This window comes from Pseudomonas sp. MSSRFD41 (assembly GCF_014230245.1).
Taxonomy (GTDB): Bacteria; Pseudomonadota; Gammaproteobacteria; order Pseudomonadales; family Pseudomonadaceae; genus Aquipseudomonas; species Aquipseudomonas piscis.
Genome location: NZ_JACKZK010000001.1, coordinates 54,652 through 69,328 on the forward strand (window position 1 = coordinate 54,652; position 14,677 = coordinate 69,328).

The window sequence follows — 14,677 nt, forward strand, 5'->3', positions numbered from 1 at the left end:
GCCCGCAGGCTGCCGGCAACCGCCTCAGGCCGGGATCGCCCTGGCCCTGGGTTCGCGACTCCATACCCGATGCTGGGCGATAGCGGCGAAGAACGCTTTCAGGGCCTTGGCATCGCCACCGACGATCAAGCCCTCGTCCACCTCCAGCCCAAGACGCTGCAACAACTCACGGGCTTCGCCGTGCAAGGCGATGGCCTTCAGGTGCCGATAAGCCTCGAGCAGGTAGTGCAGGGCGACCCCATCGCCGGCCAGGGCCTTGATCGCCTGGGCACCACCCGGCACGAACACGGCGTCAAACGCCACCGACGGCAAACCCTCCATCGACGCATCCACTGCCAGTGGCTTGCCTTGGGCAGTCGTCACCGCGGCCGAAGTCGGCCCCAGCAGCTTGGCGTGGGCGCCTTCGGCCTTGAGCGCCTTTTGCAGCGCAGCGATTGCCGCGCCGTCGACACCATTGGCCACCAGCACCGCGACCTTGCGAGTCTTGATGTCTCCGGATAACAAATTGGCCTGGCTCAGGGCCGGCGAGCGCGACAGCGACATCTTGCGCTCGGCCACCGTGCCCTTGGTCGGGACCGGCAGGCCGAGGTTCTCGGCCACCCGCTTGGCCAGCTGCAAATCGATGTTGGCCAGGATCTGCTGCACCTGCCGCTCGCGAATCTGCGGCCGGTCGACCTTGCCCAGCTCGAAGCTGTAGGCGGCGATGATGTGTTCCTGTTCATGCTTGCTCATGCTGTTGTAGAACAGCCGCGCCTGGGAAAAGTGATCGCTGAACGACTCGCTGCGCTGGCGGATCTTGTGCGCATCGATACGTTCGTTGTAGCTCTCGAAACCGCCGTTTTCCGGCGCCGGCGGGGCCTCCCTGGGCCAGCCGCCGTCGATCGAGTTGGGCTCGTAGGAAGCCCGCCCCTTGTCGATGGTGGAGCGATGCATGGCGTCGCGCTGGCTGTTGTGGAACGGCGCTACCGGCCGGTTGATCGGCAACTCGTGGAAGTTGGGCCCGCCCAGGCGGCTGATCTGGGTATCGGTGTAGGAAAACAGCCGGCCCTGCAGCAATGGGTCATTGGAAAAGTCGATGCCGGGCACGATATGCCCAGGACAGAACGCCACCTGCTCGGTCTCGGCGAAGAAGTTGTCCGGGTTGCGATTGAGCACCATCTTGCCCAGCGGCGTGATGGGCACCAGCTCTTCGGGAATCAGCTTGGTCGGATCGAGAATGTCGAACTCGAACTTGTGCTCGTCCTCCTCGGCGATGATCTGCACGCCCAACTCCCATTGCGGGTAGTCGCCGATCTCGATGGCCTCCCAGAGATCACGGCGGTGGAAGTCGGTGTCCTTGCCCGCCAGCTTCTGCGCCTCGTCCCAGAGCAGCGAACAAGTGCCCACCGACGGATGCCAATGGAACTTGACGAAGTGCGAGCGCCCCTCGGCATTGATGAAACGGAAGCTGTGCACACCGAAACCCTGCATGCTGCGCAGGCTCTTGGGAATGGCCCGGTCGGACATGGCCCAGATGACCATGTGCGCCGACTCCGGCACCAGCGAGACGAAGTCCCAGAAAGTGTCATGGGCCGAACCGCCGGTGGGAATCTCGTTGTGCGGCTCGGGTTTCACCGCATGCACGAAGTCGGGGAACTTGATCGCATCCTGGATGAAGAACACCGGCATGTTGTTGCCCACCAGGTCGAAGTTGCCCTCGTCGGTGAAGAACTTCACCGCAAAGCCGCGCACGTCACGCACGGTATCGCCGGAGCCTCTTGGTCCCTGGACCGTGGAAAAGCGCACGAACACGGGTGTTTTTTTCCCCGGATCACGCAGGAAACCGGCCTTGGTCAGCGCCGAATGATCGGCATAACTCTGGAAGTAACCATGGGCGCCAGTGCCGCGGGCATGGACGATGCGCTCGGGAATCCGCTCGTGGTCGAAGTGGGTGATCTTCTCCCGCATGATGAAGTCTTCGAGCAGCGAAGGGCCGCGGGCACCGGCTTTCAAGGTGTTCTGGTTATCGGCGATCTTCACTCCCTGGTTGGTGCGCAGGGCCTGTCCGGTGGCGTCGCTGCGAAACCGCTCCAGGCTTTCGAGCTTGGCGTTGCTGTTGCCCCGGTCCAGGGTGTCGGTTCCCGCGGCCTGGCTGTTCGAGCGGGTGGTTTTCTGGGTACTCATCAGACACATACTCCTCGTTGGCGAAATCCCGGGCGTGCCTGGGCTTCGCGGGCGGATGCGCCAAGGCACGGCACCTGGGCGCTTTCGAGTGGCTTAGGTAGTGACTGGGGATTCGCCGCGAGCGTTCCTTTTTTATGACCTTTGATCGCGTTATTGCCAAATGGCAGGATGATTACGAAATAAATGCTAAGAACCTCTATACGGACAGGCTAAAATGCGCGCCCGGCTAACCGCTGACCCCTTTCTAACGCGCCTCACAAGGTTCGCTACGTGATCGAGTTTCAAAACGTCCATAAAACCTACCGGGTCGCCGGTAGGGATATTCCCGCGCTGCACCCGACCAGTCTTCGGGTCGAGGCTGGCCAGGTCTTCGGCCTGATCGGCCACTCCGGCGCGGGCAAGAGCACCCTGCTGCGCCTGATCAACCGCCTGGAGAACCCCAGCGGCGGCAGGATCATCGTCGACAACGAGGAAATCACCGCGCTGGACGCCAGCGGCCTGCGCCGCTTCCGCCAGCAGGTCGGGATGATCTTCCAGCACTTCAACCTGCTGGCCTCCAAGACCGTGGCCGACAACGTGGCCCTGCCGCTGCAGCTCTCCGGCGAGCTGTCACGGACCGAGATCGACCAGCGCGTCACCGAACTGCTGGCCCGCGTGGGCCTGGCCGACCATGCTCGCAAGTACCCGGCGCAGCTGTCCGGCGGCCAGAAGCAGCGCGTCGGCATCGCCCGCGCCCTGGCCACCAAGCCCAAGATCCTGCTGTGCGACGAGGCCACCAGCGCCCTGGACCCACAGACCACGGCGTCGGTCCTGCAATTGCTGGCCGAGATCAACCGCGAGCTGAAGCTGACCATCGTCCTGATCACCCACGAGATGGACGTGATCCGTCGCGTCTGCGACCAGGTGGCGGTGATGGACGCCGGCATGATCGTCGAGCAAGGCAATGTAGCCCAGGTGTTCCTGCATCCCAAGCACCCGACCACCAAGCGCTTCGTCCAGGAAGACGAGCAGGTCGACGAGAACGAACAACGTGACGACTTCGCCCACGTACCGGGGCGCATCGTGCGCCTGACCTTCCAGGGCGAGTCCACCTATGCACCGCTGCTGGGCACCGTGGCCCGGGAGACGGGGGTCGACTACAGCATCCTTGCCGGACGCATCGACCGCATCAAGAACACCCCTTACGGGCAACTGACCCTGGCCATCACCGGCGGCGACATGGAAGCGGCCTTCGCCCGCTTCACCGCGGCGGATGTCCACATGGAGGTGCTGCGCTGATGCAAGGCCTACTGAGTTACTTCGACAACATCGACTGGGTCGACATCGGCATCGCCACCAGCGACACCATGATCATGCTCAGCACTTCGCTGTTCTTCACCGTGCTGGTGGGCCTGCCACTGGGGGTCCTGCTGTTCCTGTGCAGCCCCAAGCAGTTGCTGGAACAGAAAGGCGTGTATTCGGTGCTGGGCTTCGTGGTCAACGCCATCCGCTCATTGCCATTCATCATCCTGCTGATCGTGATGATCCCCACCACCATCCTGATCACCGGCACCTCCCTGGGAGTGGCTGGCGCGATCCCGCCGCTGGTGGTGGGAGCCTCGACCTTCTTCGCCCGCCTGGTGGAAACCGCACTGCGCGAAGTGGACCGGGGCATCATCGAGGCGACCCAGGCCATGGGGGCCACGACCCGGCAGATCATCATGAACGCCCTGCTGCCGGAAGCCCGTCCAGGCATCATCGCGGCCATCACCGTCACCGCCATCGCCCTGGTCGGCTATACCGCCATGGCCGGCGTGGTAGGTGCGGGGGGCCTCGGCGACCTGGCCATCCGTTATGGCTACCAGCGCTTCCAGGACGACGTGATGTCGGTCACCGTGGTACTGCTGATCGTGCTGGTTCAGGTTCTGCAGATCATCGGCGATAAGCTGGTAGTGCACTTTTCCCGTAAATAAACGCAATCGCCGGCTGGCCGGCAGGCGCCCGGGGTCGGGCGACTTACAAGGAGCTTGTTCGATGAAAAAACTACTCGTCGCTTTCGCAGCCATGGCCGCGTTCTCCGCGCATGCCGCCCAAACCCTGACCGTGGCCGCCACGCCGGTGCCCCACGCCGAGATCCTGGAGTTCGTCAAACCGGCCCTGGCCAAGGAAGGCGTGGACCTGAAGGTCAAGGTCTTCACCGACTACGTGCAGCCCAACGTGCAAGTGGCGGAGAAACGCCTGGACGCCAACTTCTTCCAGCACCAGCCGTACCTGGATGAGTTCAACAAGGCCAAGGGCACCCAGCTGGTGAGCGTCGCCGGCGTGCACGTGGAGCCCCTGGGCGCCTATTCGAGCAAGTACAAGCAACTGTCGGAACTGCCCAACGGCGCCACCGTGGTCGTGCCCAACGACGCCACCAACGGCGGCCGCGCCCTGTTGCTGCTGGACAAGGCCGGCGTGATCAAGCTCAAGGACGCCAACAACATCCTGGCCACCGTCAAGGACATCGCCGAGAACACCAAAGGCCTGAAATTCCGCGAACTGGAAGCCGCCACCATCCCGCGCGTGCTGACCCAGGTCGACCTGGCCCTGATCAACACCAACTACGCCCTGGAAGCCAAGCTGGATCCGGCCAAGGACGCCCTGGTGATCGAAGGCAAGGACTCGCCTTACGTGAACATCCTGGTGGCCCGTCCTGACGACAAGGACTCGGAGGCCATGAAGAAGCTGGTTGCCGCCCTGCACAGCCCTGAGGTGAAGAAGTTCATCGAAGAGAAGTACAAGGGTGCGATCGTGCCGGCGTTCTGATCGACTCGCAGAAACAGCAACGGGGCGCCTTGGGGCGCCCCGTTGCGTTTCAGCATTCAACCGCCTATGTGTAACCGCATCCTGAAACCCCGGCAGCGGCTACAGGGCAAGCATTACTTGCGTTGCACCATCGCCGGTAGCTGGGCCACCAGCTTCTGGTTGTTCAGCGGCGCGCGGATGAAGCCACGCTGGTTGCCGTCCGGGCCAATCACCGCCAGGTTGCCACTGTGGTCCACGGTGTAGTTGGGCTTGCTGGTGTCGGCGGGGATGAAGGGAATGCTCACGGCATTGGCGAGCTTCTGCAGGTCTTCGACCGAAGAGGCGGTCAAACCCTTGAAGTCCTTGTCGAAGTAGCCCAGGTACTGCTTGAGCTGCTGCGGGGTATCGCGGTTGGGATCGACGCTGACCAGCACCACCTGCAACTGGTCCACCACCTCCTTGGGGAGTTCGCTCTTGATCTGGCGTAGCTGGGCCAGGGTGGTGGGGCAGATGTCCGGGCAGAAGGTGTAGCCGAAGAACAGCAGCGACCACTTGCCCTTGAGCTCGTCCACCACCACTGGCTGGCCATCCTGGTCGAGCATCTTCACCGCAGGCAGGGTGCGGCTCTGGGGCAGCAGGATGATGCCGGCGTCGATCAGTGCGGTAGGGTCGCCCTGGCCTTTGCCGGACAGGACTTTATTGACGGTCAGGCCCAGGATCAGGGCTACCACGGCAACGAGGATGAAGACGGTTTTCTGGGTTCTGGTCATAGGTTCAACAGTAGGTAGTGGTCTACGAGCAAGGCGATGAACAGCAGGAACAAGTAGTAGATAGAGTACTTGAAGGTATCGATCGCCGCGTGTGGTCGAGTGCCACGGTACAGCACCCACGCCCATTGCAGGAAGCGCCCGCCCAGGATCAGGGCGCAGGCCAGGTACAGCACGCCGCTCATGTGGATCACGAAGGGCAGCAGGCTCACCGCCAGCAGGGCGAAGGTGTAGAGCAGGATATGCACCTTGGTGTACTGCTCGCCGTGGGTCACCGGCAGCATCGGGATATCGGCCTTGGCGTATTCCTCCTTGCGGTGGATGGCCAGGGCCCAGAAATGCGGTGGGGTCCAGGCGAAGATGACCAGCACCAGCAGCAACGGCTCGGCGCTCAGGTGGCCGGTGGCGGCGACCCAGCCCAACAGCGGCGGGGCGGCGCCGGCCAAGCCGCCGATGACGATGTTCTGCGGCGTCGCGCGCTTGAGAAAGCCGGTGTAGACCACCGCGTAGCCCAGCAGCGAGGCCAGGGTCAGCCAGGCCGTGAGCGGATTGGTGAAGGCCAGCAGCAACGCCTGCCCGGCCAGGGCCAGAAGCAGGGCGAAGGCCAGCGCGGCCCGGGGCGAGACCCGGCCCTCGGCCAGTGGACGCTTGCGCGTGCGGGCCATCTGCGCATCGATGCGCCGGTCCACCACATGGTTGACGGCCGCCGCGCCTCCCGCGCACAGGCCGATGCCCAGGTTGCCGAACACCAGCACGGTCCAGGGCACGCCGGCCCGGGTGGCGAGGAACATGCCCACCAGGGAGGTGATCAGCATCAGCACCACCACCTTGGGCTTGGTCAGTTCCAGGTAATCGCGCCACAGCGCCTGGGGGTGCTGACGGGTATCGATCAGAGTCGCCATGGCATCTCTCCTTTGATAGTGACAAGACCAGACACCGGCTTGCGAGGACTGAGCCGCCAGCCCAGGGGCCGGCGTTCGCGGACCTGCACCAGGCTGGTCCGGGCGTGATAGTTGACCAGTACCAGGGTCAGCAACAAGGCAGCGCCCCCGGCGTTGTGAGCCACGGCCACCGGCAGCGGCAAGTGCAGCAGGACGTTGCTCAGGCCCAGGCCGACCTGGGTCGCCAGCGCCACCAATACCAAGGCGGCCAGGCGGCTCATGCCCACCTGGCGCAACTGCCAGGCCAGCCCCAGCAGCACCAGGCTCACCAGCACCGCACCCAGGCGGTGGGTCATGTGGATCGCGGTGCGGGCATCGCTATCCAACTGCCCGCCCAGGTAATTGGGGCCGATGTGCTGGGTCAGGTGGAAGCCATTGGCGAAATCCATCTGCGGCCACCACTGCCCATGGCAAGTGGGCAGGTCGATACAGGCCACCGCCGCATAGTTGGAGCTGACCCAGCCACCCAGGGCAATCTGTCCGATCACCAGCACCAGGGCGGCCGTGGCCCAGTGCTGCAGGCGCCGCGGCACGATCAGCGCCGGCAGCACGCCGGACAAGCGCAGGGTCAGCAGGAACAGCAGGCTCAGGGTGGCGAAGCCGCCGAGCAAATGCGCGGTGACCACCTGGGGCCAGAGCTTGAGGGTCACGGTCCACATGCCGAAGGCGGCCTGGGCGAACACCACCGCCAAGAGGAACAGCGGCAGCTTCAGCGGCTGCCCGGGATAGCGCCGATGGGTCCAGGAACGCGCGGCCAGGAGCACGATCAACAGCCCCAGGGTGCCGGCGAAATAGCGGTGGATCATCTCGTTCCAGCCCTTGTGCGCTTCCACCGGCGCCTCGGGAAAGTGCAGCTCGGCATGGGCCAGCTGGGCCTCGCTCTTGGGCACGCTGATGAAACCGTAGCAACCGGGCCAGTCGGGGCAACCGAGACCGGCATGGGTCAGCCGGGTATAGGCCCCCAGCAGCACCACGATCAACGCCAGCAGGGTGGCGAACAAGGCAAGGCGAAATCCAGGTTTGGCCATGTCGATGCCCTCATCCGATGTTCGACAGTTTCAGCAGGTGGCGCAGGTCGTCGAGCAGGTCCTTGCCCTTGACCCCGGCGTCATAGCGCAGCACCAGGTTGCTGTGGGGATCGACGATCCACAGCTGCGGCGCCTGGGAGTCCCTGGCACCCTTGGCGAAGGTCGCCAGGTCCAGCGGGTAGCGCTGCAATTGCGGGTACTCGCGCTGCAACCTGGCCTCGAACCCGGCGTCCAGTGGCTGGGCACTGGCCAGGGCATGGCTGGCCCGCGAGGCATCGCGGCCCAGGGCCACCTGGAGCTGGCGCGCCAGGTACACCAGTTGCTGGCAATCCTCGAGGCAGCCCCGGGGCGCGGTGACCAGGATCTGCCACCGGTTGTCCTCGGCGAAAACCCCGATCTGCGCGCGAGTCTGGCCATTGCCGATCATCTCGCCGTGATAGCTGCGGCTGTCCGGCACCCAGAACTGCAGCTTGTACATGCAGGTGGCGAGGATCATCGGGCCGATCACCATCAGCACGATCAGCACCAGTTGCCAGCGACCGCGCCGCCGGCTGGGCATCCGGGTTTCAGAGATGTTGGGTGGATTCATGGCCGTTCCCATGGCGTTTCTCCCTTGCGTTGTGCCAGCCGAAGTAGCCGTAGAGGGCGAGCAGGGCCAGAGCCAAGGCGAACCACTGCGCGGCATAGGCCTGGTGCTTTTGCGGGCCCATGGCGACCACGGGCCACTGTGTGAGATAGGCGCCGGGGCCGGATTCCTGGCGCACCTCATGATCGAAACCTGTGCGACCCAGCTCGGCCCACAGCTTGTCCGGCAGCACCGCCGTCACCAGCCGCGGCCAACTGGCCCCCGATGGATCGGCATGCAGCTGGAACGCCGACCCCGGTGCGACATAGACCCAGGCCTCCAGGTCCAGGCTCTGCGAAGGGGTGTCGAAACGCGGCGGTGTGCGCCGGTCGGGCCAGGGCAGCCAGCCACGGTTGACCAGCAACCAGCGGCCGCTGGCCTGGTCCAGGAAGGGTTGCAGCAGCTCGACCCCGACCTTGCCCTCGTGCAGGCGGTTATCCAGCAGCAGGCTGTGCTCGCCATCGAAATGCCCGTGCAAGCGCACGCGCGCGAAGGCCGGGTCCGACGCCTCCAGCAGCTCGAACAACGGCACCGGCGCGGCCGTCCGGCGTTCGGCGTAGCTGTCCAGCAGCTGGCGCTTCTGCTCGCCACGCCCCAGTTGCCAGAACCCCAGCCAAACCAGCACCGGCAGCAACGCAAGCACCACCAGGGTCGGCACCAGGCCCGGGCGAAAGCCCTTCATGGCCGCGCCGCAAACGTGAGAAATCCACTCGCTATACTGACTTGCATCGCGCTTCCCCCCGGAGTCCACCATGCTCAAAGCAGCCATCGTCCTGATGCTGATTGCCACGGTTGTCAGCCTGTTCAGCGGCCTGTTCTTTCTGGTCAAGGACGACAGTCAATCCAAGCGCCTGCTGACCTCGCTGAGTATTCGAGTGTGCCTGGCCGTGATCACCGTGGGCTTGATCGCCTGGGGTTTCTTCAGCGGCCAGCTGGTGTCCCATTCCCCCTGGTAAGGCTGTTCAGAGCACGTAGACGAAAACGAACAGGCCGATCCATACCACGTCGACGAAGTGCCAGTACCAACTGGCGGCCTCGAAGCCGAACTGGTGCTCGGCATCGAAATGCCCACGCATCACCCGCATCAGCATCACGAACAGGATCAGCGTGCCAATGGTCACGTGGGCCCCGTGAAAGCCGGTGAGCATGAAGAAGGTCGCGCCGTAGATCCCAGAGCCCAGGGTCAGGCCCAGCTCGTGATAGGCATGGATGTACTCCTTGGCCTGGAAGCCCAGGAAGGCACAGCCCAGCACCACGGTCAGCGCCAGCCACAGCTTCAGTGCCCCGCGATGGCCCTTCTTCAGGGCGTGGTGGGCGATGGTCACGGTGACGCTGGAGCTCACCAGCAGCACGGTGTTGAGCAGCGGCAAGCCCCAGGGGCTGATGGTCCCCTTGGGCGATGGGAACAGCTTCGGATCGGGGTTTTCGAGTAGCGGCCAGACGAACTGGAAGTTCGGCCACAGGGTGTGGGCGATGCCCTTGTGTCCCTCGCCGCCAAGCCAGGGCCCGGACAGGTGCCGCACGTAGAACAGGGCGCCGAAGAAGGCCAGGAAGAACATCACTTCCGAGAAGATGAACCAGCTCATGCCCCAGCGGAACGAGCGGTCGAGCTGGTCGCTGTACAGCCCGGCGCGGCTTTCCTTGATCACCGCGCCGAACCAGCCGAACAGCATGTAGGCCAGCAGCAGGCCGCCGACGAAGAAGATCAGCGGACCGTGGGATTCCGGGCGCGCCGCCTTGAGGTCGTTGAACCAGGTCGCAAGGCCAGCCACGGTGATGAACATGCCCAGCGTGGCGACGATCGGCCACTTGCTCTGGGCGGGGACGTAATAGTGCTCATGGGTCGCCATTGATTGTTCTCCTTATCGGGCACGCCAGGGCGCCTAGCCGCCAGTCTTGGCGGCGGCCGCCACCGGTGGATGACGCGCGGTGATATCGAACAGCGTGTAAGCCAGCGTCAGGTGCTTCACATCCTTGGGCATGTCGCGATCGACGATGAAACGCACCGGCATCTCGATCTGCTCACCGGGTTGCAGCACCTGCTGGGTAAAGCAGAAGCACTCGGTCTTGTGGAAATACACCGCCGCGCTACTGGGCGAGATGCTCGGGATCGCCTGGGCGCTCATCGGGTGGTCGCTGGGGTTGCGGGCAATGAAGATCATCTCGTTCACCGCACCCGGGTGGACCACGATGTCATCGGACTTGGGGTAGAAGTCCCAGACCATGTCGATGGCGTTGGTGGACAGGAACTGCACCCGCACCTGGCGCGAGGTATCGACCTGCTGTCGTTGCGCATCCTGGTACTGCCCGCTGGTCTTGCCATTGATCCCCAGGGCCTTGCACATCACGTCGTAGATCGGCACCAGGGCGAACCCGAAGACGAACATCGCCACCACCACCAGCAACAGGCGCGTGACCAGCTTCTTCAACGAAATCTCAGCCATCGGCCCATCCTCCCAGCAGGTCCCGCGCCAGGCTGTTCATTTCACTTCCGGCGGCGTGACGAAGGTGTGGTACGGCGCTGGCGACGGAATGCTCCACTCCAGCCCGTCGGCGCCTTCCCAGGGCTTGGCCGGGGCCGGCGCGCCGCCGCGAATGCACTTGATGACGATGAACAGGAAGAAGATCTGCGTCGCGCCGAAGGTGAAGGCACCGATGGACGACACCATGTTGAAATCGGCGAACTGCAGGTTGTAGTCCGGGATCCGGCGCGGCATGCCGGCCAGGCCGACGAAGTGCATGGGGAAGAACGCCATGTTCATGCCGATGAAGGACAGCCAGAAATGCAACTTGCCCAGGGTCTCGTCGTACATGTGCCCGGTCCACTTGGGCAGCCAGTAGTAGGCCGAGGCGAAGATGCCGAAGATCGCCCCGGGCACCAGCACGTAGTGGAAGTGCGCCACCACGAAGTAGGTGTCCTGGTACTGGAAGTCCGCCGGGGCGATGGCCAGCATCAACCCGGAGAAACCGCCGATGGTGAACAGGATGACGAAGGCCACGGCGAACAGCATCGGCGTCTCGAAGGTCAGCGCGCCCTGCCACATGGTGCTCACCCAGTTGAACACCTTGACCCCCGTGGGCACGGCGATCAGCAAGGTGGCGTACATGAAGAACAACTCGCCCACCAGCGGGATACCCACCACGAACATGTGGTGCGCCCAGACGATGAACGACAGGAAGGCGATGGCCCCAGTGGCGTAGACCATCGAGGTGTAGCCGAACAGCGGCTTGCGGCTGAAGGTGGGGATGATCGAGCTGACCGCGCCGAAGGCCGGCAGGATCATGATGTACACCTCGGGGTGGCCGAAGAACCAGAACACATGCTGGAACAGGACCGGATCGCCACCGCCGGCGGCGCTGAAGAAGCTGGTGCCGAAGTGGATGTCCATCAGCATCATGGTCACCACGCCCGCCAGCACCGGCATCACCGCGATCAGCAGGAACGCGGTGATCAGCCAGGTCCAGACGAACAGCGGCATTTTCATCAGGGTCATGCCCGGGGCGCGCAGGTTGAGGATAGTGGCGATGACGTTGATTGCCCCCATGATCGAGCTGATGCCCATCAGGTGGATGGCGAAGATGAAGTAGGTCACGCTTTCCGGCGCATAGGTGGTCGACAGCGGCGCGTAGAAGGTCCAGCCGAAGTTCGGCCCGCCCCCGGCCATGAACAGGGTCGAGAGCAACAGCAGGAAGGCCGCGGGCAGCAGCCAGAAGCTGAAGTTGTTCATCCGCGGCAGGGCCATGTCCGGCGCGCCGATCATCAGCGGGATCATCCAGTTGGCCAGGCCGACGAAGGCCGGCATCACTGCGCCGAAGACCATCACCAGGCCGTGCATGGTGGTCATCTGGTTGAAGAACGCCGGCTCGACGATCTGCAGGCCGGGCTGGAACAGCTCGGCGCGGATCACCATGGCGAAGGTGCCGCCCACCAGGAACATGGTGAAGCTGAACCACAGGTAGAGGGTGCCGATGTCCTTGTGGTTGGTGGTCAGCACCCAGCGCATCAGGCCCTTGGCCGGCCCGTGGGCATGGTCATCATGGCCGGCATGGCCGTGGTCATCGATCACAGCACTCATGTCCTGTCTCCTGCACGCGAATGGACTGGACGATCGGCGGCGGCGCGCCGCGACCGGTTGCGCAGATACCCAAGAAGCCGGCTCATTTGCTTTCCGCCTGTTTGAGCGCCAGGACATCCTTGGGCGTCACCATGTCGCCCTTGTTGTTGCCCCAGGCGTTGCGTTCGTAGGTGACCACGGCGGCGATATCGACTTCCGACAGCTGCTTGCCGAAGGCGGCCATGGCGGTGCCCGGCTTGCCGTGGAACACCAGGCTCAGGTGAGCCTCCTTGGGTCCGGTGGCGATCTTCGAGCCCTTGAGCGCCGGGAACATCGGCGGCAGGCCCTGGCCCTCGGCCTGGTGACAGGCCACGCAGGTGGTGTGGTAGATCTTGTCGCCACGGGCCACCAGTTCGTCGAGGGTCCATTCCTTGCTGGTCAGCTCCTTGAGCTTGGCGGCCTCGGCCTTGCGCTCGCCCATCCAGGCGTCGTAGTCGGCCTGGGACTTGACCTCCACCACGATCGGCATGAAGCCGTGGTCCTTGCCGCACAGCTCGGCGCATTGACCACGGTAGATGCCGGGTTTGTCGACCCGGGTCCAGGCTTCGTTGACGAAACCGGGGATGGCATCGCGCTTGACCGCGAAGGCCGGTACCCACCAGGAGTGGATGACATCGGCGGCGGTCACCAGGAACCGCACCTTGGCGCCCACCGGCAGCACCAGCGGCTGGTCGACTTCCAGCAGGTAGTGCTCGCCCTTGGCGCTCTTGTTGTGGATCTGTTCGGCGGGAGTGGCCAGGTTGCTGAAGAACTCCACATCCTGGCCCAGGTATTTGTAGTGCCACTTCCACTGGTAGCCGGTGATCTGCACGTCCACGTCCGGCTCGCTGGTGTCGTACATCTTGATCAGGGTCGCGGTGGCCGGCACGGCCATGGCCACCAGGATCAGGAAGGGAACGATGGTCCAGAGGATTTCCACCGTGGTGCTTTCGTGGAACCTGGCCGGGACCTGGCCGGTGGAACGACGGTGAATGATCATCGACCAGAACATCGCGCCGAAGACGATGACGCCGATCACCACACAGATCCAGAAGATGGTCATGTGCAGGTCGAATACCGCGTGGCTTATCTCGGTAGCCCCAGGCGCCATATTCACCGTCCAGGCGGCTTGCGCCTGACTGAATATCGTCCACAACAGGAGGCCCATCCAGACGTGTGGATGTCGCTTCATTGCGGGTTCCCCTTATCGTTCTTGTTATCCCGCCGGCTATACACCTGCGGCAAGGGAGCGACTGCCTAGACTACGAACTTAGACCGTCGAGCCTCGCTGCAATTGCAGTCGGGCATCATCAGCTAACTTCATACATTGGCGAGTATAGCCAGCGACTCTCACCTCGCAACGCAATGGCGTAAACCTGCTGAAACACCCCATGGAAGCTTTGCAGGCCACGGTAATCAAGGGATTGACGAAAAAGAGGGGGTGCGACGATATAACGCACCCTACTAAGTAATAAGTGAATATTACAAATATGTCTTAAACACTTTGATGAGCAGGCTAACTTATGTTCTCCCCCGAGGGATGGTCGCTAATGGGCGGCAGGCCGTCATCCCACCTCGGTTGTCCCGATCGACCGCCCTTGTCCCTGGAGCTTTCATGAACACCGCCGCATTACGCGAGCAGATCCTATTGGCTCAACAGCACGAAGCCAGCACGGGCCACCTGGCCCGCCAACTGGAAGCGCAGCTCCCTCACCTGCACCCCGCCATCCTGCTGCCCGAAGTCGACGCACAAGGCGTCATGACCCGTTTCGTCAGCGCATACATCGATCAGGTGCCAGACCTTCTGGACGCCGCCAACGCCGTTGCCCGCGAAGCGGGCATCGAATCGCAGATCAAGCCGGTGCTCAAGATCGCCGAGCAATTCTTCCTCCAGCCGCCGGCCATCATGGCCGGGCATGTCGGCCTCGACGGCCTGCTGGACGAAGCCTACCTGGCCCTGCGCCTGGTAGAGGAAGTCAACGACCTGTACATCAAGCACTTCGGCCGTCCACTGATCCCCCTGGACATGACGGTCGCCAATCTCATCGCCCATCAGCTGATCGGCGAGACCTTTGCCAACCAACTGGACGAAGCCGTGCATCACGCGGTCGACGCCATGCTCGACGAAGACAGCTTCGCCCTGGAGTCTGTGGAAACCTACCGCGACCGACTCGGCAGCCCCGACACCGAGGCAGCCTGGAAGCGCTGGCCGTGCCTGTCACGCCAGCTGGGCGTGGAACTGGAACTCGACCAGCCCGCCGCCTGACCCACTCCTCGCCGGCAAGGCCCACCG

At 63.7% G+C, this 14,677-nt stretch carries 15 protein-coding genes; 5 read left to right on the plus strand and 10 right to left on the minus strand.

The features are described from left to right. Positions 1 to 24: 24 nt before the first annotated feature. A complete protein-coding gene (katE, locus tag H7A76_RS00260; RefSeq protein WP_312026233.1) occupies positions 25 to 2,220 on the minus strand; it encodes a catalase HPII in 2,196 nt (731 codons plus the stop codon). 213 nt (positions 2,221 to 2,433) lie between these two features. Between katE and H7A76_RS00265 the strand changes: the two genes are divergently transcribed. From H7A76_RS00265 to H7A76_RS00275, 3 genes are all read left to right on the plus strand, one after another. Beyond that, positions 2,434 to 3,441, plus strand: coding sequence for a methionine ABC transporter ATP-binding protein (locus H7A76_RS00265; RefSeq protein ID WP_185696695.1), 1,008 nt, complete (start codon positions 2,434 to 2,436; stop codon positions 3,439 to 3,441). Then, entirely contained in the window at positions 3,441 to 4,115 is a 675-nt protein-coding gene (locus tag H7A76_RS00270) for a methionine ABC transporter permease (protein ID WP_085593931.1), read from the plus strand. Before H7A76_RS00265 ends, H7A76_RS00270 begins: the two co-directional genes overlap by 1 nt. 61 nt (positions 4,116 to 4,176) lie before the next feature. After that, on the plus strand, positions 4,177 to 4,950 hold the full coding sequence (locus H7A76_RS00275; RefSeq protein WP_185696696.1) for a MetQ/NlpA family ABC transporter substrate-binding protein: 774 nt from the start codon (positions 4,177 to 4,179) through the stop codon (positions 4,948 to 4,950). Positions 4,951 to 5,063: 113 nt separating this feature from the next. Here the strand turns inward: H7A76_RS00275 and H7A76_RS00280 are convergent, their stop codons facing one another. Genes H7A76_RS00280 through H7A76_RS00300 form a run of 5 tightly spaced genes read right to left on the minus strand, consistent with a single transcriptional unit; the run spans position 5,064 to position 8,972 of the window. Then, on the minus strand, positions 5,064 to 5,699 hold the full coding sequence (locus H7A76_RS00280; protein ID WP_185696697.1) for an SCO family protein: 636 nt from the start codon (positions 5,697 to 5,699) through the stop codon (positions 5,064 to 5,066). Continuing rightward, the gene (cyoE, locus tag H7A76_RS00285; protein WP_185696698.1) at positions 5,696 to 6,598 is read right to left on the minus strand and encodes a heme o synthase; all 903 of its coding nucleotides are present in this window, start codon (positions 6,596 to 6,598) and stop codon (positions 5,696 to 5,698) included. The genes H7A76_RS00280 and cyoE overlap by 4 nt, the downstream gene beginning before the upstream one ends. Next, complete coding sequence (locus H7A76_RS00290) at positions 6,586 to 7,665, minus strand: COX15/CtaA family protein (protein WP_185696699.1); 1,080 nt, start codon at positions 7,663 to 7,665, stop codon at positions 6,586 to 6,588. Before H7A76_RS00290 ends, cyoE begins: the two co-directional genes overlap by 13 nt. 10 nt (positions 7,666 to 7,675) lie before the next feature. Beyond that, entirely contained in the window at positions 7,676 to 8,266 is a 591-nt protein-coding gene (locus tag H7A76_RS00295; protein WP_053137961.1) for a hypothetical protein, read from the minus strand. Beyond that, positions 8,232 to 8,972 carry an SURF1 family protein gene (locus H7A76_RS00300; protein WP_185696700.1) on the minus strand — a complete coding sequence of 247 codons (741 nt, stop codon included), beginning with the start codon at positions 8,970 to 8,972 and terminating at the stop codon, positions 8,232 to 8,234. Before H7A76_RS00300 ends, H7A76_RS00295 begins: the two co-directional genes overlap by 35 nt. A gap of 70 nt (positions 8,973 to 9,042) precedes the next feature. On the opposite strand from H7A76_RS00300, the gene H7A76_RS00305 reads away from it, so the two are divergent. Further along, positions 9,043 to 9,246, plus strand: coding sequence for a twin transmembrane helix small protein (locus H7A76_RS00305; protein WP_185696701.1), 204 nt, complete (start codon positions 9,043 to 9,045; stop codon positions 9,244 to 9,246). A 6-nt stretch (positions 9,247 to 9,252) separates the two neighbouring features. Here H7A76_RS00305 and H7A76_RS00310 read toward each other — a convergent pair whose 3' ends face one another. The 4 genes from H7A76_RS00310 to coxB all read right to left on the minus strand — a co-directional run bounded on the left by H7A76_RS00310 (position 9,253) and on the right by coxB (position 13,576). Next, the gene (locus tag H7A76_RS00310) at positions 9,253 to 10,140 is read right to left on the minus strand and encodes a cytochrome c oxidase subunit 3 (protein ID WP_185696702.1); all 888 of its coding nucleotides are present in this window, start codon (positions 10,138 to 10,140) and stop codon (positions 9,253 to 9,255) included. Between the two features lie 33 nt (positions 10,141 to 10,173). After that, positions 10,174 to 10,734, minus strand: coding sequence for a cytochrome c oxidase assembly protein (locus tag H7A76_RS00315; RefSeq protein WP_185696703.1), 561 nt, complete (start codon positions 10,732 to 10,734; stop codon positions 10,174 to 10,176). 36 nt (positions 10,735 to 10,770) lie between these two features. After that, positions 10,771 to 12,366 (minus strand): cytochrome c oxidase subunit I, encoded by a 1,596-nt coding sequence (gene ctaD / locus H7A76_RS00320; RefSeq protein WP_185696704.1) that lies wholly within the window; start codon positions 12,364 to 12,366, stop codon positions 10,771 to 10,773. An 82-nt stretch (positions 12,367 to 12,448) separates the two neighbouring features. Beyond that, the gene (coxB, locus tag H7A76_RS00325; RefSeq protein WP_185696705.1) at positions 12,449 to 13,576 is read right to left on the minus strand and encodes a cytochrome c oxidase subunit II; all 1,128 of its coding nucleotides are present in this window, start codon (positions 13,574 to 13,576) and stop codon (positions 12,449 to 12,451) included. 423 nt (positions 13,577 to 13,999) lie between these two features. Between coxB and H7A76_RS00330 the strand changes: the two genes are divergently transcribed. Beyond that, positions 14,000 to 14,650: a hypothetical protein gene (locus H7A76_RS00330; protein WP_022642257.1), complete on the plus strand. Its 651-nt coding sequence runs from the start codon at positions 14,000 to 14,002 to the stop codon at positions 14,648 to 14,650. Positions 14,651 to 14,677 lie beyond the last annotated feature (27 nt).

What these genes read in the sequence shown, in the direction of transcription:
- H7A76_RS00280 (WP_185696697.1), bottom strand. Translation starts at nt 5,699, where the DNA reads ATGACCAGAACCCAGAAAACCGTCTTCATCCTCGTTGCCGTGGTAGCC.
- H7A76_RS00300 (WP_185696700.1), bottom strand. Translation starts at nt 8,972, where the DNA reads ATGAAGGGCTTTCGCCCGGGCCTGGTGCCGACCCTGGTGGTGCTTGCG.
- H7A76_RS00330 (WP_022642257.1), top strand. Translation starts at nt 14,000, where the DNA reads ATGAACACCGCCGCATTACGCGAGCAGATCCTATTGGCTCAACAGCAC.
- H7A76_RS00270 (WP_085593931.1), top strand. Translation starts at nt 3,441, where the DNA reads ATGCAAGGCCTACTGAGTTACTTCGACAACATCGACTGGGTCGACATC.
- H7A76_RS00295 (WP_053137961.1), bottom strand. Translation starts at nt 8,266, where the DNA reads ATGGGAACGGCCATGAATCCACCCAACATCTCTGAAACCCGGATGCCC.
- coxB (WP_185696705.1), bottom strand. Translation starts at nt 13,576, where the DNA reads ATGAAGCGACATCCACACGTCTGGATGGGCCTCCTGTTGTGGACGATA.
- H7A76_RS00290 (WP_185696699.1), bottom strand. Translation starts at nt 7,665, where the DNA reads ATGGCCAAACCTGGATTTCGCCTTGCCTTGTTCGCCACCCTGCTGGCG.
- H7A76_RS00310 (WP_185696702.1), bottom strand. Translation starts at nt 10,140, where the DNA reads ATGGCGACCCATGAGCACTATTACGTCCCCGCCCAGAGCAAGTGGCCG.
- cyoE (WP_185696698.1), bottom strand. Translation starts at nt 6,598, where the DNA reads ATGGCGACTCTGATCGATACCCGTCAGCACCCCCAGGCGCTGTGGCGC.
- H7A76_RS00305 (WP_185696701.1), top strand. Translation starts at nt 9,043, where the DNA reads ATGCTCAAAGCAGCCATCGTCCTGATGCTGATTGCCACGGTTGTCAGC.
- ctaD (WP_185696704.1), bottom strand. Translation starts at nt 12,366, where the DNA reads ATGAGTGCTGTGATCGATGACCACGGCCATGCCGGCCATGATGACCAT.
- H7A76_RS00315 (WP_185696703.1), bottom strand. Translation starts at nt 10,734, where the DNA reads ATGGCTGAGATTTCGTTGAAGAAGCTGGTCACGCGCCTGTTGCTGGTG.
- H7A76_RS00275 (WP_185696696.1), top strand. Translation starts at nt 4,177, where the DNA reads ATGAAAAAACTACTCGTCGCTTTCGCAGCCATGGCCGCGTTCTCCGCG.